Source organism: Chryseobacterium indoltheticum, assembly GCF_003815915.1.
In the GTDB taxonomy this organism is placed as follows: Bacteria; Bacteroidota; Bacteroidia; order Flavobacteriales; family Weeksellaceae; genus Chryseobacterium; species Chryseobacterium indoltheticum.
Genome location: NZ_CP033929.1, coordinates 303,793 through 321,201 on the forward strand (window position 1 = coordinate 303,793; position 17,409 = coordinate 321,201).

16 protein-coding genes are annotated in these 17,409 nt (G+C 32.9%); 8 read left to right on the plus strand and 8 right to left on the minus strand.

Features of this window, described 5'->3' with window-relative positions:
• Window positions 1-131 precede the first annotated feature (131 nt).
• From ybeY to EG358_RS01505, 6 genes are read right to left on the minus strand one after another with little or no spacing between them, the layout of a single operon-like run.
• Window positions 132-539 (minus strand): rRNA maturation RNase YbeY, encoded by a 408-nt coding sequence (gene ybeY / locus EG358_RS01480; RefSeq protein WP_076561378.1) that lies wholly within the window; start codon window positions 537-539, stop codon window positions 132-134.
• 4 nt (window positions 540-543) lie between these two features.
• Entirely contained in the window at window positions 544-2,700 is a 2,157-nt protein-coding gene (locus EG358_RS01485; protein WP_076561377.1) for a patatin-like phospholipase family protein, read from the minus strand.
• A 2-nt stretch (window positions 2,701-2,702) separates the two neighbouring features.
• Window positions 2,703-5,150: a bifunctional UDP-N-acetylmuramoyl-tripeptide:D-alanyl-D-alanine ligase/alanine racemase gene (locus EG358_RS01490; RefSeq protein WP_076561376.1), complete on the minus strand. Its 2,448-nt coding sequence runs from the start codon at window positions 5,148-5,150 to the stop codon at window positions 2,703-2,705.
• Between the two features lie 3 nt (window positions 5,151-5,153).
• Window positions 5,154-5,456: a type II toxin-antitoxin system RelE/ParE family toxin gene (locus tag EG358_RS01495; protein WP_076561375.1), complete on the minus strand. Its 303-nt coding sequence runs from the start codon at window positions 5,454-5,456 to the stop codon at window positions 5,154-5,156.
• Window positions 5,434-5,772: a hypothetical protein gene (locus EG358_RS01500; protein ID WP_076561374.1), complete on the minus strand. Its 339-nt coding sequence runs from the start codon at window positions 5,770-5,772 to the stop codon at window positions 5,434-5,436. The genes EG358_RS01495 and EG358_RS01500 overlap by 23 nt, the downstream gene beginning before the upstream one ends.
• A 54-nt stretch (window positions 5,773-5,826) precedes the next feature.
• On the minus strand, window positions 5,827-6,417 hold the full coding sequence (locus EG358_RS01505) for a thymidine kinase (protein WP_076561373.1): 591 nt from the start codon (window positions 6,415-6,417) through the stop codon (window positions 5,827-5,829).
• 60 nt (window positions 6,418-6,477) lie between these two features.
• On the opposite strand from EG358_RS01505, the gene EG358_RS01510 reads away from it, so the two are divergent.
• From EG358_RS01510 to fabG, 5 genes are all read left to right on the plus strand, one after another.
• Complete coding sequence (locus EG358_RS01510; RefSeq protein ID WP_076561372.1) at window positions 6,478-7,899, plus strand: hypothetical protein; 1,422 nt, start codon at window positions 6,478-6,480, stop codon at window positions 7,897-7,899.
• 124 nt (window positions 7,900-8,023) lie between these two features.
• Window positions 8,024-8,482, plus strand: coding sequence for a hypothetical protein (locus EG358_RS01515; protein ID WP_123889992.1), 459 nt, complete (start codon window positions 8,024-8,026; stop codon window positions 8,480-8,482).
• Window positions 8,482-9,159, plus strand: coding sequence for a 16S rRNA (cytidine(1402)-2'-O)-methyltransferase (gene rsmI / locus EG358_RS01520; protein ID WP_076561370.1), 678 nt, complete (start codon window positions 8,482-8,484; stop codon window positions 9,157-9,159). The genes EG358_RS01515 and rsmI overlap by 1 nt, the downstream gene beginning before the upstream one ends.
• 5 nt (window positions 9,160-9,164) lie before the next feature.
• Window positions 9,165-10,634 carry a WG repeat-containing protein gene (locus EG358_RS01525; protein WP_076561369.1) on the plus strand — a complete coding sequence of 490 codons (1,470 nt, stop codon included), beginning with the start codon at window positions 9,165-9,167 and terminating at the stop codon, window positions 10,632-10,634.
• 115 nt (window positions 10,635-10,749) lie between these two features.
• On the plus strand, window positions 10,750-11,493 hold the full coding sequence (gene fabG / locus EG358_RS01530) for a 3-oxoacyl-[acyl-carrier-protein] reductase (protein ID WP_076561518.1): 744 nt from the start codon (window positions 10,750-10,752) through the stop codon (window positions 11,491-11,493).
• Between the two features lie 57 nt (window positions 11,494-11,550).
• On the opposite strand, the gene EG358_RS01535 is transcribed toward fabG, so the two are convergent.
• Together EG358_RS01535 and EG358_RS01540 are read right to left on the minus strand one after the other, a co-directional pair.
• Complete coding sequence (locus EG358_RS01535) at window positions 11,551-13,044, minus strand: tetratricopeptide repeat protein (RefSeq protein ID WP_076561368.1); 1,494 nt, start codon at window positions 13,042-13,044, stop codon at window positions 11,551-11,553.
• 519 nt (window positions 13,045-13,563) lie between these two features.
• Window positions 13,564-14,604, minus strand: coding sequence for a GMP reductase (locus EG358_RS01540; protein ID WP_076561367.1), 1,041 nt, complete (start codon window positions 14,602-14,604; stop codon window positions 13,564-13,566).
• Window positions 14,605-14,999: 395 nt separating this feature from the next.
• Between EG358_RS01540 and EG358_RS01545 the strand changes: the two genes are divergently transcribed.
• From EG358_RS01545 to EG358_RS01555, 3 genes are read left to right on the plus strand one after another with little or no spacing between them, the layout of a single operon-like run.
• Window positions 15,000-15,761: a prolipoprotein diacylglyceryl transferase gene (locus EG358_RS01545; RefSeq protein WP_076561517.1), complete on the plus strand. Its 762-nt coding sequence runs from the start codon at window positions 15,000-15,002 to the stop codon at window positions 15,759-15,761.
• Window positions 15,758-15,991, plus strand: a complete 234-nt coding sequence (locus EG358_RS01550) for a hypothetical protein (protein ID WP_076561365.1) — start codon at window positions 15,758-15,760, stop codon at window positions 15,989-15,991. The genes EG358_RS01545 and EG358_RS01550 overlap by 4 nt, the downstream gene beginning before the upstream one ends.
• 11 nt (window positions 15,992-16,002) lie before the next feature.
• Window positions 16,003-17,406: a radical SAM protein gene (locus EG358_RS01555; RefSeq protein WP_076561364.1), complete on the plus strand. Its 1,404-nt coding sequence runs from the start codon at window positions 16,003-16,005 to the stop codon at window positions 17,404-17,406.
• Window positions 17,407-17,409 lie beyond the last annotated feature (3 nt).

The following is a 17,409-nucleotide window of genomic DNA, read 5'->3' on the forward strand; positions in this document are numbered from 1 at the left end:
TTTAATTCCACAAGCTATAATCGCTTGTAGCACGTCTTATTTAGCCCTGATCGCAGCATTTGTTTGAACTCATTTTCTTCTTAAAAAAGAAAATAGCGAGTGCGGAGAGCGGGAATAAGCAATAAAAAAAATTAGATATATTTTGCAATATAAAAATCTTCTTTACTACGCATTAACTGTTCTTCTCCTTCAGTTTTATCTTTATATCCGCAAAGGTGAAGAATGCCATGAGCCAATACTCGTCTGAGTTCTTCTTCATAATTTTTGGATAGAGTAGAAGCGTTGTCTGAAATGCGCTGCAAAGATACGAAAATCTCTCCGCTTATTGTTTTGCCTTTTACATAGTCGAAAGTGATGATATCTGTATAATAATCGTGCTGCAGATAATCTTGGTTTACTTTCAATAAATATTCGTCGTCACAGAAGATATAATTGATTTCTCCTAATTTTTTACCTTCCGAAAGAATGATGTCTTTCAACCATGTTGTGTAGTCTGTATTTACCGATTCTGGTAAGTTTTCGTAAAAGAATTGTATCATTTTTTTAAAACCAGTGTCCTAAAATAACACTGAATATGCCTTTTTGATTATTTTTTAGTGAATGACTGAAATTCAGTTTTATCTGCCCAAAGGGAGATTTGTATCCCAGAGTTGCTCCTAAAGAACTGTAATTTACTTTCACAGCATCTTCAAAGCTGATGTCATCAGAAAGATTGGCGAAAGAAAAATTCCCGCTCAAAAACAAGTTTTTATAAAATTTGAACTGAAGATCATTTGATACTAAAACCACATTATTTGAATTGAGCTGTGCAAAATAAAATCCAGAAAAGTTTTTGAAGTTGACAATATTTTGCTCGAAAATTCCTCCCAATCTGTATTGATAAAATTCCGGAAGATTTTCACCAATGGTAATTCCGCCATAAAGATTAAGATGATAACTTAGCTGTTTTGTGATTGGAAGATTAACTCTTACATCGGCTTTTACCTGAATCAATCTTTTTTCAACTTCAGATTTCATTAGATCGATAACTTTTCCTTCAGCATTAAGATAAAAACCTTTTGTTGGGAAATCGCGATCATTCTGGGTATCACTTTTTAGAAATACATACGGATTTAGGAAACGGTTGTAGCGCTTATTTAAACCATTTATTTCGGCTTCAAAGTAGTCATGGCTGATTCCTGCTCCAATTGCGAATTTATCCTTCCATACCGATTGGATGTAAACTTCATTACGCAACCATTCCCAGTTATCGGCATTAATGTTTGAGCTATTCCTTAGATCAAAACTCATTCCTGAAGAATAAATACCAAATCCCGGAATGTATCCGTTATCGACAAAGTAGTTTAAATAATATCTGGGTTTGTCTCCTACAACGACATCTAAAGAAAGATTTGAATTTTTAAATAAAAGTCTTTTCGCAGAGTAATTTAATAAAAGCCCGGTTTTAAAAATTTCATCGTAATGAAGTCCAACTTTCAGAAAATGTCTGGCTTCATCTTCGGTCACATATAATTTGAGATAATTAAAATTATTTTCTGTAACAATATCGTAATTAATAAAACTATAATTGTTTGTCGCAACGAGTTTATCTAAACCTCTGTTAATACTTCCGTAAGTCTGCAGTGAAGGGAGACGAAGCCCCATTTTCCCGAGAACATAGTTTTTACCGTAAATTCTACCGCCATCTATCGAAATACTGTCAATCTTGTATACATTAGAATATATAGGATTTACGGCCTGTCTGAGACGGTCAAATTCCCGCTTTGGCAATTGATCTAGTATTGCAGCATATTTTAAGCCTTCTACATATCCGCTATCAAGAATTTTCTTCTTATCGTCATAGCTTGTCGCCGTCATCCCGGTAAGATTAGGCTTAATATTAATATCGGTATGTTTATATTGTCTTCTGGTATCTTTCTGAATACCGAAGTCGATAACCTGATTAAGAATTGAAATAATATTATTTAGATCTTCTCTTTTAGATAAATCCTGATTTAAATCTACTCCAATTACGATATCAATTCCTTTGTCTTTTAAAGGTTTTGAAGGATAATTAACGGTCATTGCACCGTCTATGTAAATACTGTCGCCAATTTTTACAGGATCCATTAAAGACGGAAAAGCTGAACTCGCCATGATAGACTGTACCAGATCTCCGCTTTCAAAAATTTTCATGTTCCCGCTTTCGAGATTGGTGGCAACACACATAAAAGGAATTGGCAGTTTTGAAAAATCATTAACGTTGGAGACATTTTTGAATAATTCTTTCAAAAGATAAACATTCTTCTGCCCGGAGCTGATGGAAGAGGGAAGGGTTATCTTGCCGTTTTTTAAAGGTATGGTGAAAAGATATTTGTCTACCGATTTATTGAAAAATGAACTTTCTTTCCTTGATTTTGGATCTCTGATTAAAGAATAAAAATCAGTATCCATCACAATTTTTTCGATTTCTTTCCCCGAATATCCGGATGCGTATAATCCTCCTACAATTGCGCCCATGCTCGTTCCTGAGATGTAATCTACTTTCACGCCCAAAGAATCTAATACTTTAAGAACTCCTACATGCGAAAAACCTTTAGCTCCGCCACCAGCAAGTGAAAGTCCGATTTTGGGATTTTTAGGAATCACCAAATCTTTCTTTACCTGAGACTGTATCAAAAGTAGCTGAAATACGAACAGCAAAGTCAGGAGTTTTCTCATAGTTAATCTTTTACGTAAATCCGTTTTACACGAGGTGAAATGGAGGTTAATACTTCATAAGTAATGGTTTTGCAGTACTCTGCGAATTCTTTAAGGGTCGGTTTTGCATTAAAAACAGTCACGGTATCACCTTCCTTTACATTTGCGATGTGATCAACATTAATCATCATCATATCCATACAAATGCTTCCAACAATTGGAGCAAGAGTTTTATTTACACCAACATTTCCGATTTGGTTTCCGATCAACCTTGGTATTCCATCTGCATATCCAACAGGTATTGTGGCTATTTTTGTAGCATGGTTTGGTCTAAATCTTCTGCTGTATCCTACTGATTCACCGTTTTCTACCAAGGAAATTTGTGAAATTACGGTTTTAAAGCTTACCACAGAATGTAACTGTTTCTGTATATCACTATTTGGTGATTCTCCTAGCATTCCGATGCCTATTCTCACCATGTCATATTGATGGCTGGTATAACTTGTTATCCCGGATGAATTCAAAATATGGCGAATAGGAGCGTACCCTAAATTTTCAATTAAATAGCTTGAATTTTTCTCAAAAGTTTCGAGCTGATGTAAAGTAAAATCTTTCTCAGTCGGCATATCTGAAGATGAAAGATGACTGAAAATACTTTGTACTTTTAAGCTTGTTTTATTTAAAATCTGGCTCAACTGATCCAATTCAAAATCTTTGAAACCAAGACGATGCATTCCTGTTTCCAACTTGATATGAATAGGATAGTTTTTGTCATTTCCTGATTTTTGAATGGCTTCATAAAATAATTCCAACACCCTGAAACTGTAAATCTCAGGTTCTAAATTATACTGAATGACAGTTTCATAGCTATGTTGCTCAGGATTCATCACAACGATAGGAACCGTAATTCCTTTTTTTCTAAGCTCGACTCCTTCATCAACGAAAGCGACTCCCAGATAATCAATATGATGATGCTGTAAAAATTCTGAAATCTCATAACTTCCTAGTCCGTAGGCATTTGCTTTTACCATTGCCATCATTTTTGTGGATGGTTTCAGTAAGGATTTATGATAATTTATATTGTGCAAAAGAGCATTCAGATTGATTTCTAAAACCGTATCATGCTTTCTGAGCTCCAACAAATCTTTTACTTTCTCAATCTCAAATTTTCTTGCACCTTTCAGTAAGATAATCTGATTTTCAATTTCTGTAAGATGTTTGCTGTCAATTAATTCCTGAGTATTAATAAAAGTATGAGTTTTAGCTCTAAATAAATCACTAAAATTTGATATTTCATCACCGATTAAGAAAACGGAATCAAATTTTTGATCATTGACCAATTCTGAGACTTCTTCATACAGCTCTTTTGAATTGGAATTAACACCGACAATATCGGTTAATACTAATGATTTCTTCGGTTTTTTATATTCATTTAAGAACTGAAGAGCGGTTTTAAGAGAATCTAAATCAAGATTAAAAGAATCATTAATAACGATATTGCTCTTAATGCCTTCAATCGCTTCAAGTCTCATCTCAACAGCCTTTAAAGCATTGATTTTTTCGATTATATTTTGATTTTCTATACCAAACTCCTTCAAAACAGTTATAAGCGCTAAAACATTCGTTAAAGTCGCTTCATCTCTTTGGTGAACAGGGAAGGAAATTTCTTCGCCAAAATAGTGTGCAACAAGTTGCTCGTCTTTTGAAATATTATTTTTAAAGTAAATCTGATTGGAATCTTTAAGTCCGTAAGAAATTAATTTTTTACTTGAATATAAATCGTTTAATTTTTTGTCAACCAATAAATTATCTCCATTGTAAATAATGACTTCGGAATCTTTGAAAAGCTTTATTTTTTCGTCAATCAAATCTTCTTCAGATTTGAAATTGGCAAGATGAGCGGTGCCGATATGGGTCAATAAACCAATTTGTGGATGGAAGATATTTTCCAGATTTTCCATTTCATTCGGCTTAGAAATACCGACTTCAAAAATGCCCAATTTATGGTTCTCGTTAATTTGAAGCAAAGAAAGCGGAAGACCAATCTGAGAATTGAAACTTTTTGGGCTTTTCACAGTCGGAAATTCATTCCAAAGACATTGATACAGCCATTCTTTTAAAATTGTTTTACCATTACTCCCGGTAATCCCGATTGATTTTATATGAGAATTTTTGCAGTGATATTTGGCTAGTTTCTGAAGAAATTCCACAGAATTTTCTACAATAATCCAGGTTATATTTTCAAACTGAGAATAATGATGTTCAGAAATAATGACATTAATCCCTCTGTCGATCGCAGATTCAATATATTTTTCGCCTGAATTTTTTTGAGTATTAATAGCAATAAACGCAGTATTTTTAGTTGAGTAAATGATCCTGCTGTCGAAAGCTATGTTTTTGATCACTAATTCTCCTTCTCCAATAACTTTAGCATTGGTGATCTCTGCAATTTGATTTATAGTGTAGTTCATAAACTACTTTTCAGTAATTAATTTATAGTTAGACTCCGGATCCCGAAAATTATTAATCATGTTCAAAAGATTGATTTGAGTTCCAGAAATTTCGTAAATAATATAGTTATGTCTAGTAATCAGTATTTTATGAAATTCTGTGTTTTCATACTTTTGATGAATTAAACTTCCATTTTCCAAACTTGAAATTTTTCTTTCTAAAATTTCATAAAAATCATCAAGAACATTAAAGCCCCAATTTTCAATAAGAAAATCTTCCAAACTTTCTAAATCTACTTTGGCTCTATTTGTCCAAAAGATATTCATTTTTCTTTTTTGTAATTCTATCTCTTGCCTCTTTCATTACAAGACTATGCTCTGTAATTCTTCCGTTTTTTACGTCTTCCAAACCTTCCTCAATAGCCTTTAAAATATGTTCTTTTGAATTCTTTTCAGGTTCAATAATCTCAGCAATTTTCAGCAATTCTTCAGGTAAAAATTTTTTCTCCTTCATTTTTCTAAAAAATGTAGGCTCAGAAATTCCTGTCTTTTCAATAATATATTTTATTTTGAAAGGAGAATTTTTCAGAATCTCATCAATAGAATTACTTATTTTTATGTAATTTTTAATTTCTAATATCATTTTTTGATAGTTTTTACTATTAAAATTTAAACAAAATTAAAAATTAATTTGATATTAAACTTCTTTTTTGCTTAAAACTTCATCCACAAAAACTCTTCGGCTTACAGCATCGTAAGATTCTGTTTCTCCAAGTTCTACCAAGTTTTTTCCGTCAGAAGTTCTCATCGAATAATTGGCTAAATTTCCTGTTCTTCTACAAATGGCATGTACTTTTGTAACATATTCGGCAGTTGCCATCAAATGAGGCATCGGCCCGAAAGGTCGTCCCAGAAAATCCATATCCAAACCTGCAATTACTACCCGAATTCCGCTGTTTGCCAACTGATTGGCAACATCTACGATACTTTCGTCAAAAAACTGAGCCTCGTCAATTCCCACCACATCGCAATTTGATCCCAACAAAATAATCTCATCAGGATTTTCTACAGCAGTACTGCGAATTTTGTTTTTGTTATGCGAAACGACATCTTCATCAGAATATCTCGTATCGGTTTTAGGTTTAAAAATTTCCACATTCTGCCCCGCCATTTCTGCTCTTCTCAGCCTTCGGATCAACTCTTCGGTTTTTCCGGAAAACATTGAGCCACAAATAACTTCCATCCAACCGCTCTGTTTGGAATGATTAATTGTATTTTCTAAAAACATTTGTTAAATTAGCCGTAATATTTTAACATCAAAAGTAAGCAATTTTAATAAGAATCTACGATGCAGAACATTCAAGATTTAAAGGACAAAATTTTTTTTGAATCCAGCAGTATCATTGATATTTTGGGTGGAATAAACAATGTTGACGAACTGATTTCGAAACATGATCTCTTGAACGATCTTGTGGAAAAAATTGCTTTTTTAAAATTGTTAGATAAAAATCTGGAGTATTACAGCCGCAATAATTCAAATTTTGCTGATTATCAAAAACAGAAATCTTCTATTTCGAATTATTTGGTAACCGAAGAAGAAGCAATTTTTAATAATGAATTGAACGAAATTGGAAATGAATCTTTCTCTGAACCCGAAAATAAAGTGGAAGAAGAGGAAGCGATTTTTAATAATCAGTTAAATGAAATTATTGAAAGTGATTACCACGAAAATATAGTAAGTTTTGTGGAAGAAAATCAGCCTGAGGCTGAAGGGAATTTTGTTTCGGACGAAATTTCTGATCATCTTGAAGAAGAAGCTGTTTTCAATAATCAGTTAAATGAAATTGAAGAAGATGAGCCGTCAGAAAATACTGACCATGTTTTGAGCTTTATTGACGAAGAAAGGATTCTTGAAAATTCTCAGCCGGAAAGTGATGATGATTTCAATGAAGAAACTTATAACGAGAAAACGACAGCGGAAGAAGTTACTTTTAGTGATCAGTTGAATGAAATCAGTGAAGAAGAAAATCTAAATTCTGAAAAAATACCTGCTGAAACTCATATAATTCAGGATATTTTTGAAACCGAATATAATGAAGATGAAATTTTGGTTGAAGATACTGAAAATGAATATGTTTCAACGTTTAATCATGAGAATGATGAAATCATCAGTGAGAGTTCAAATGTAGAATCTATTTTAAATGAAATTAAAAAAGATTCTGAAACCTCCGAAGAAGAAGTTGAAACGAAAACAGAGGATTCTAACCGGGGAAAAATCGTCGATATTGATAAACCACAGTCTGAAATAATATCTGAAACTCCAAAATCAGACGAAAGTTTTGAAAATCTGGAGGCGTATCGTCAGGAAAAGAAAATAAAGCTTGCCAACATTCGAGGTTTAAAAAACATTCAAACCTTATTTGATGATGATCCTTTGGAAAGAGAAACGCCGCATGAAAAAGTTGAAATTCCGGTGGTAAAAGAAGACAGGGGAAGTTTAATAAAAACAAATATTCCGACTCAATTTATGGAGGCCGAAAAGCCAAGACCTGAGTTCAGACTTGATCTGAATGACAGAATTGCTTTTACCAAAGTACTTTTTAATGGAAGCCAGACTGATCTGAATGCGTCAATTTCTGAGCTCAACAGGTGTAAAAACATCGAAGAAGCAAAAGAATTTTTAAGTGAACTATATTATGATAAAAATTGGGAAAAAGTAGATGAATATGCCCAAAGACTTTGGGTATTGGTAGAAAATAAATTTTTATAGAATTTCAATGAGCAGAAACATTAATGTTTTTGGGAAAAAAATAAAGTCAGATCAACTTGCATTTTACATTATTTGTATCGCGGTTTTATCTATTTATAGTTTTCTTGAAAAACCTTTTGTTAAAATGAAATATCTGCAAAGTGATATACAATATTTTGAAGATCATTATTTCTGGAAAATTTATCTTACAGTTTTTGCTATTCTTATCATTTTTATATTTATTAAAAGTAAAAAAACTAAAGAAGCAATTGGAAGATTAATACTATTTCCTCTATTTTATTTCTTTTTATTTTATGTTTTTCTTAATAATTTTATTACAATTAATGCCTTGTATATCAATCAAATAAAATCTGTGGGAAAGGAAAGGTTTGAATATGTAGTATTTAATTATGAAAACCAAATTTCAATCCGAACAAAAAATAGCAAAGAGTATATTTCTGAGCTTACAGACAGAAAATTTTTTAATCAACTCAAAGAAAAAAGAAAAATAAACCACGTACGGCCTTTGGATCAAATAAAGCATGGAGATACAATAAATGTTGTTTATGATAAAGGGTTATTTGGATTCAAATATTTAAATTAATGAGCGGTATTTTATATTTTGTTCCGACACCGGTCGGAAATCTTGAAGACATGACTTTCAGAGCGATCAAAACGCTGAAGGAAGTAGAGTATATTTTGTGTGAAGATACCCGGACATCGGGAGTTTTATTGAAGCATTTTGAAATTTCGAAACCTTTGAGATCTTATCACCTTCATAATGAACATCAGGCGACTGAAAAAGTAATTGCAGACCTTAAAAACGGTCAGAACGTTGCCATTATTACCGACGCAGGAACTCCGGGAATTTCAGATCCCGGTTATTTATTGGCGAAAGCGGGATCAGATCACAATATTGAGATGATTTGCCTTCCGGGCGCAACCGCTTTGATTCCGGCTTTAGTAGTTTCCGGCTTGCCGAATAATGAGTTTCTTTTTGCAGGTTTTCTTCCTCCGAAAAAAGGAAGACAAACAAAACTGAAACAGCTTGCAGAAGAGAAAAAAACAATTGTTTTGTATGAAAGTCCACACAAAATCAACACAACTTTAGAACAGATAAAAGAATTTTTCGGTGAAGAGACAAGAGCAAGCTTAAGCCGTGAAATTTCGAAAAAATTTGAAGAGACAAAAAGAGGAACAATCAATGAATTAATTGAGTTTTCCAAAAGCAAAACTTTAAAAGGTGAAATTGTTTTAATCGTTAATAATTCTTTAAAGTAATTTCATTGAAAAAAATAGTTTTCATTCTGTTTTCAGGTATTTTTTCAGCACAGACCAATCAGTATAAAGAGATATTATTGTCTAAAAAAGTTGGGAAAGAAGTACATTCTTATACCAAAGGTTACGGAATCATTACAGATTCTGACACCGGATATTCTTCTATTATAGATTCTTTAGGAACTATTTCTTTTAATTATCCTTATAAAAGTGAAATTATTCGGCTGTCCAAAGACAGGTTTATTTTAAAAGTAAAAGAGGGTGAAGCGAACGGAAAAACAGCTTTAATTGACGGAAATGGAAATCAGTTGATTCCATTAGATAAATTTAAATATAAAACGTGGGAAAATAGAGAGCGTTTGATTGTTTCAAAAGACGGAAAAGACGGTGTCTACGACTACAACGGGAAACAGATTATTCCGTATCAGGATAAAATAGAATTTGCAAACGACAGCAGATTTTTCATTAAAAAAGATAAACTTTGGTTTATTTATAATTTTGACGGTCAACAGGTTTCTGATAGAGAATTCAAGGAAAACTTGAGATTTTACAAAGGAAAAGTTTATTTAAATACAGGAATTAAAACTGGAGAGGTAATTGATATTGATGGTAAAACAGTGAGCCGGTTTTCGGATCATTATATCGAGGATATTAATGGTTTTCCTTTTTTAATTACGAAAAATGTTACAAAAAATAAGTACGGAATTGTAGATGAAAATGAGCAGGTTTTAGCCGAAAATATCTACGATCAGGCTTTTGTAGGAAGAAACTATATTTATCTTATCAAAGACAATAAAGTAAGTGTTTTTTCTAAAACGGAAAAAAAAGTTTATCCTACCGAATATCATTATGTAAATCATTTATTCAACGGTATTTTTAAGACACTTAAAGACTCGAAGAATCCTAAAATTGCTGTTATTAAAATTAGCGGGGAAGTTATTTTACCTAAAGAATATGACGTTGTAGAAGGTTTTAAAATAAAGGGTGAAGATTACGTTTTTGTAAGCAAGGATAACGAAGAAAGGCTTTTGAATAAGAATTTTGAAAGTGTTTTGGACGAAGGCTTTCAGATAGAGAAAATCTTTTTAAATAATGTAATTGTAAAAAAAGACGAGGTTTATTATAAGTTTTCACCAAAAGATAAATCTTACACGCCCATTAAAAATATTGTTTCTATAAAGCCGTTTCAGTTTTATCCTGCAATGATCTGCAAAAATAAAGAAAACCTGTACGGAATGCTCGACGAAGAAGGAAACGAAATAGTTCCTTTTATTTATGATGATATCGTAAGTTTTCTTTCGGGAGAAGAAGTTGTTGTACAAAAAGGCGATAAATTCGGCGTAACCAATCTTAAAAATGAACCTTTGAAAGAGGTGATTTACGATAAATATTCTGCAGATAACAAAAAGCTTATCCTTACGAAAGATAAAGAATCGGAAGTGATTGATTTTACTTCTTCAGATGATAAATTGTTTTAGAATACAATTTTGAGTAACTCGTGAATTAATCGCAAAAACAAAATATATATATTTGCAAACTGAATAACTTTAAACCACTCAGGTTATTTGGATGTTTAAAATAAATAATCATTATATGAAACTATTAGAAGGAAAAGTAGCGCTAATTACCGGAGCTACGAGAGGAATCGGGAAGGGTATTGCCGAAATTTTTGCTCAGCACGGAGCGAAAGTAGCATTTACATACGCCGGTTCTGTAGAAAAAGCGAAAGAATTGGAAACTGCTTTAAGTTCTGTAACTCAGATTAAAGGTTATCAGTCTGATGCATCAGATTACGATGCTGCACAGAAATTGGTAGAAGATGTAATGGCTGAGTTTGGTAAAATAGATATCTTGGTAAACAATGCAGGAATTACCAAAGATAATCTTCTGATGAGAATGTCAAAAGACGATTGGGATACGATTATTAAGGTTAATTTAGATTCGGTATTCAACCTTACTAAAGCGGTAATTAAGCCGATGATGAAAGCTAAATCAGGCTCTATTATCAATATGACTTCTGTAGTGGGCGTAAAAGGAAATGCTGGGCAGGCAAACTATGCTGCTTCAAAAGCTGGAGTTATAGGATTTACAAAATCTGTTGCTTTAGAATTAGGTTCCAGAAACATTCGTTGTAATGCAATTGCACCTGGATTTATTGAAACTGAAATGACCGCTGCGCTAGACGAAAAAACCGTACAGGGATGGAGAGAAGGTATTCCTTTGAAAAGAGGAGGACAGCCTGAAGATGTAGCCAATGCTTGCGTTTTCTTTGGTAGCGAGATGTCTTCTTATATTTCTGGTCAGGTTTTAAACGTTGACGGCGGAATGTTAACTTAATAAAGCTTTATTCTAAAATATAATCCCTTTCATATACTTTATGGAAGGGATTTTTTATTATTCGGAATCGATGTAGTTTCGAAGCCATATTTGAAGATCTTTTTCAGGAGACAGATTGATCTTCTTCCTAAAATGATAACGGTTGTTTTCTATTGTTTTAATAGCCTTAAAAGTATAATCTGCAATTTCTTTTGTTGTAAACCCCAGATATATATAAGCTGCAAAAGTGAGTTCGCTGGGCTTCAGACTTTCATTGAGTTTAAGCATTTTGGACTGAAATTTTGGGTAAACCTCTTGAAATCTAGTATAAAATGACGGATTATTATCCTTTGCCAGCTTTATAATTTCTTCGAAAGCCTCGTTTATCTGTTGTTTCAGTTTATGCGTTTCCTGCTCGGTGATTTCTTTTTCTTTAAGCAGTTTTTGAGCAATTTCAATAGATTTAAGATTCTTAGATTTCGATTTTTTTAGAAGATAAATAATAAATGCGGTGATAAAAATGAGTACAGCAATAATGATTAAGGTTGTTCTCTGCATTTTTTCTGCTTCGAGCGTATGCTTTATTTTTTCTTCTTTCATTGCTTCATTTAGTACAAAATCTCTTTCTTTTTTCATTCTGTCATCCAATATTTTATTGGTTTTAAGATAGAGATCCTGATAATATTTGGCGTCTGTTACAATTCCCTGAGAAATTTTTAATTCTGCAATTTTTTTGTACAGTTCACTCAGAATATCTGGAAAATTGTGTTGATCAAAATTCTCTAAAGCCAGATCATAAAAACGTTGAGCTTTAGAATAATCTTTTTGAGCAGTAAATAGATTTCCCAAGCCGATTAATGCTTCAATTTTGCAGGGATGTATTTTATTATTAAAATGGCTTAATGATTTCTTATAATAATACTGGGCAGAGTCTGCTTTCTCTTGATTCAGATAATAATTTCCAAAGCCAAGGCACGAGCAGCCTTTTTGAATATAAGCGTCCTGTACATTGATTTTTTTGATAATGGCATCTTCTTTTTTCAGAAAGTAATGCATAGAATCCGGTTTATCAATATTCTCATAAATGTAGCTCAAATGAGAATAAACAGTACTTTCTGTAAGAAGATCTGTTGTTGTTTTGTTGGTCTTTGTTTTTAAGATTTCCAGAGCTTCTCTATAGTTTTTAAATGATAAGGTATAAAGCTCAAGAAGTAAGTAATTTCCTGCCAGTAAAGAGGAAATATTTGCAGAATGTGTTTTATCAGTTTCTAGATAAGAAGAATATTTTTGCGCTTTTTTTGCATAATCAATGCTCTCTTTAAACTTTGCCTGATCGTAGTAATAGGAAGCAAGATAAAAATTGCCATAAGATAATCCTTTCTCGTTTTTTGAAGGAGTCGAAAGCTTAAGAAGCTTTTGAGAAGCCTCCAGCATCTGATCAGATTTTCCTGATCGTTGAATAATACTGATTTGCTTGACTAAAAAATCAATGTCAGACTGATTTTGAGCATGAAAAAAATTACTCAAAAAAATTAAGGCAAATAAATATTTGTACGAATGGAGATAACCCATTGAGATAATTTGGTATTATAAATCATAAAAATCAAAATCATTGCCCAAAAACCTATTATTCATGGGTGTTACCGTGTTTTTTTGATCCTGTATTTTTACACAATTTTTGTGCCAATGAAACCGGACTCTTGAAATGCTTATTGCGTTGGTGACTTATTTTAAATAAATCTACATCTGTATAAATGTGCCATATTTATAGTGAAGAAATAAGAAATAACAGTTCATGGTGTCGATGTTGAGAGATTTATCTAAAAAAAGATTTAAAAAATATACTTTTAGAAAAAATAAAAAATCTCCGGAATTTCTAAACCCAGTTGTTTAAAAATCTCCAGAGATTAGTTTTCTCCATCATTCGGATTTCAGTTTTTGAACGGTACAAATAGACGGAAAAGTAAAAAAATAGACAAAATATCTTGCCCTCATTTTGCCCTCTATTTCGATAAAACCTTTTGAATAAAGGTTTTATAGGATTTTAAAAATTATTAATACAATCCTAATTTACAAAAGGAGAGCATATAATTAATCATTATAAACCTGGTTTTCCTGCTCCTGAACCCTAATAAAAGTCGTTCTTTTAGACAGTTCTTTCAAAGTTGAAGCGCCTACATACGTGCAGGTAGAGCGTACACCACCCAAAATATCTTTCACCGTTTCTATCACTCCACCTTTATAGGGAACTTTCACTGTTTTACCTTCCGAGGCTCTGTATTCTGCAACACCACCGGAGTGTTTATCCATTGCTGTCTTTGAACTCATTCCGTAAAATAGTTTGAATTTTTTACCGTTTTCTTCAACCATTTCGCCACCACTTTCATCATGACCGGCAAACATTCCGCCAAGCATCACAAAATCTGCTCCGCCACCAAAAGCTTTCGCTACATCACCCGGAACTTTGCAACCTCCGTCTGCGATAATATGACCCTTCAGGCCATGGGCGGCATCAGAACATTCAATTATTGCCGATAACTGCGGATATCCTACCCCGGTTTTTACCCTTGTTGTACATACCGAACCGGGACCGATACCTACTTTTATAATGTCTGCGCCAACCAAAAGAAGTTCTTCCACCATTTCTCCGGTTACCACATTGCCTGCAATAATTATTTTATCGGGAAAATTGGCTCTTGCTTTCTTCACAAATTGCACAAAATGCTCAGAATATCCGTTGGCTACATCAATACAGAGAAACTCTATTTTTGGATGGTTTTCGAGAATAGTTTTTATTTTTTCCTCGTCTGCTTTTCCGGTTCCTGTGCTTAAAGCAATGTATTGATAAATACTTTCGGACTGATTATGTAAGAAATTGCTCCATTCTTCAACGGTATAATGTTTATGAATCGCAGTAATTATCTTTTCTTTGGACAGCTCAACGGCCATTTCAAATGTTCCCACCGTATCCATATTAGCTGCGATGATGGGCGTACCTTTCCACTTTTTTTGAGTATGAAGAAAGGTAAACTCGCGGTTTAAATCTACTTCTGAGCGAGATTTTAAAGTAGAACGTTTTGGTCTGAACATCACGTCTTTAAAACCAAGCTTTATATCATTTTCTATTCGCATAATTTGGAAATTATTTTAAATAAAATTAGGAAAAAGATTAATAGAAAAGCTTAAAAGAAATGATTTTATAGATTAATTAACTATAAACTTACAGCATTAATAACACATGAATTTCAATAATTAAAACGCACACAATTAATCCTAACATTCCCAATTTTATTTTTGCTATTAAAATATTTAAATCTATGGCAAATTTTAATTTTGAAACAGTTGTACAAATCTTAACTGATATTAGTTTGAGTTATCAATTAATTGAAAAAGGTGTGAAAAGTATCGTAAAAATAATAAGAATGATTAAAAAAACAAAAGTAAAGACATGTAAAACATTTTTTTTAATACAATTATCTGTGAAAATTTGTAGGAAAAGATAATTGAAATGTCCTATTTTTGATTTTATGGATTTCCCGGTTACATTTCAATTATTTGGTAAAACGATTCTTGCACATCCTGTGTTTGAAACGGTTGGGATTTTCATTGGGATGCGGTTTTATTTTTACTTGAAGCGAAAATCACCCGAAAAGTTGCCTTTCAATACTTCGGCTGCAGTGCTTATCGGCGCAACAGCGGGAGCATTAATCGGCTCAAAACTCATTGGGAATCTGGAGAATCCGTATGTTTTTTTCGATGATTTTAATTTTAAACGATTCTGGACCAATAATACCATCGTTGGAGGACTGGCTTTTGGGCTCATCGGAGTAGAATTGGCAAAGAAAATAGTTGGTCATAAAGAAAGCACCGGAGATTTGATTGTTTATCCTTTAATATTAGCAATGATTATCGGGCGAATAGGCTGTTTTCTCACAGGAATTCATGAAGAAACATATGGCTTGCCGACGACTTCAATCTTCGGAATGCATCTCGGAGATGAATATCTCAGACATCCTGTCGCTCTTTACGAAATTGCATTTTTGCTCTTCATGTGGTTCGAATTAAAAATGATTGGCCGGAAAAACAAATACGTTTCGGGATTTCTGTTTAAGCTTTTTATGCTGAGTTATTTTTCATTCAGATTCTTCTTAGATTTTATTAAACCTAAAATTGAGATCGTCGGAAATTTGGGAACTATCCAACTCGTATGTCTTTCAATGATTATTTATTATATTTATGTATTAAAAAACGGAAGAAATTTAATTCAACCTAAAATAATTAAATTATGAAAATGCTGACCCTCTTGGAAGTTGGTGGATTAGAAGGTTTGGTCGCCATGATCATTCTGATGATTATTGCTGTCGCTTTCGTTGTATCATTAGTCGTTACTGTTTTTGTAAAACTTATTTACGAAAGTAAAGACGGAAGGAAATTTTCTAAAAGCCAGTTTTGGACAACAGTGCTTATTTCAATGTTGATTTGTGGATTGATCAGTGGTGTCGTTTGTGGAGGAATGTAAAAATTGAAATTATGCCGATAAGAAATTATACGTATTACGATTATACAATCAGTCTTTGCCCGGAATGCCTGAAAAGGGTAGGCGCAAAAATCATCATTGAGGATGAATCTGTTTTTATGACCAAAAGATGTCCGGATCATGGTTTTTTTAAAACGATGATTGCGTCGGATGTTCAGTATTATAAAAACATTAGAAATTATAATAAAGCTTCTGAAATGCCCGTTCATTTCGGAACCGATGTTGAATATGGCTGTCCCTACGATTGTGGTTTATGTGTTGATCATGAGCAACATAGCTGTCTTTCGATTGTGGAAGTTACCGATCGATGTAATCTGACATGCCCGACATGCTATGCGATGTCTTCGCCACATTACGGAAGTCACAGAAGCTTAGAAGAGATTGAGGCGATGTTTGATATCATTGTTAAAAACGAGGGACAACCTGATGTTGTACAAATAAGCGGTGGCGAACCGACGATTCATCCTGAGTTTTTTAAAATTATGGATATTGCGAAGTCGAAACCGATTAAACATTTAATGCTTAATACCAACGGAATCAGAATTGCAAATGATCCTGGTTTTGCAGAAAAGCTCGCAACTTATGCTCCGGAATTTGAAATTTATCTCCAGTTTGATTCTTTTAAAGCTGAAGTTTTACAGGATTTCAGAGGAAAAGATTTATCGGATGTACGAATGAAGGCTTTAGAAAAACTAAATGCGCTAAATCTTTCTACAACGCTCGTGATTGTTCTTCAAAAAGGAAAAAATATTGATGAGATCGGAAAATTAATTTACTTTGCTTTAAAACAAAAATGCGTTCGTGGAATTACTTTTCAGCCTGTAGAAGTTGCCGGAAGAAATAGAGAAGATTCTGCACACGAAAAAATTACGTTGACGGAAGTACGACAGGAAATTTTAAATCAGTTTCCTCTTTTGAATGGAGATGATATTATTCCTGTTCCGTGTAATCCGGATGCATTGGCAATGGGTTATATTTTAAAATTAGAGGGCGAAACGATTCCCCTGACACGATACATTAATCCTGCTGATTTATTGAATAATGAAACTAAAAATACCATCGTTTACGAACAGGATGAAGGTTTGCAAATGCAGCTTTTAGATATTTTCAGTACAGGAATTTCTGTTGATAAAGTACAGCCTAAAGTAAACCAATTACTATGTTGTCTTCCAGAAGTTTCGGCTCCAAATTTAGATTATGATAATCTGTTCAGAATTATTATCATGAATTTTATGGATGCCCATGATTTTGATGTCCGTGCCGTAAAGAAATCTTGTGTTCACATTGTCAATAAAGATTTAAAAATGATCCCTTTTGAGACGATGAACCTCTTTTACAGAGATGATAAAAGTAAATATTTGGAAGAGCTGAGAAAAGATGATAAGGTTTTGTTTTAAATG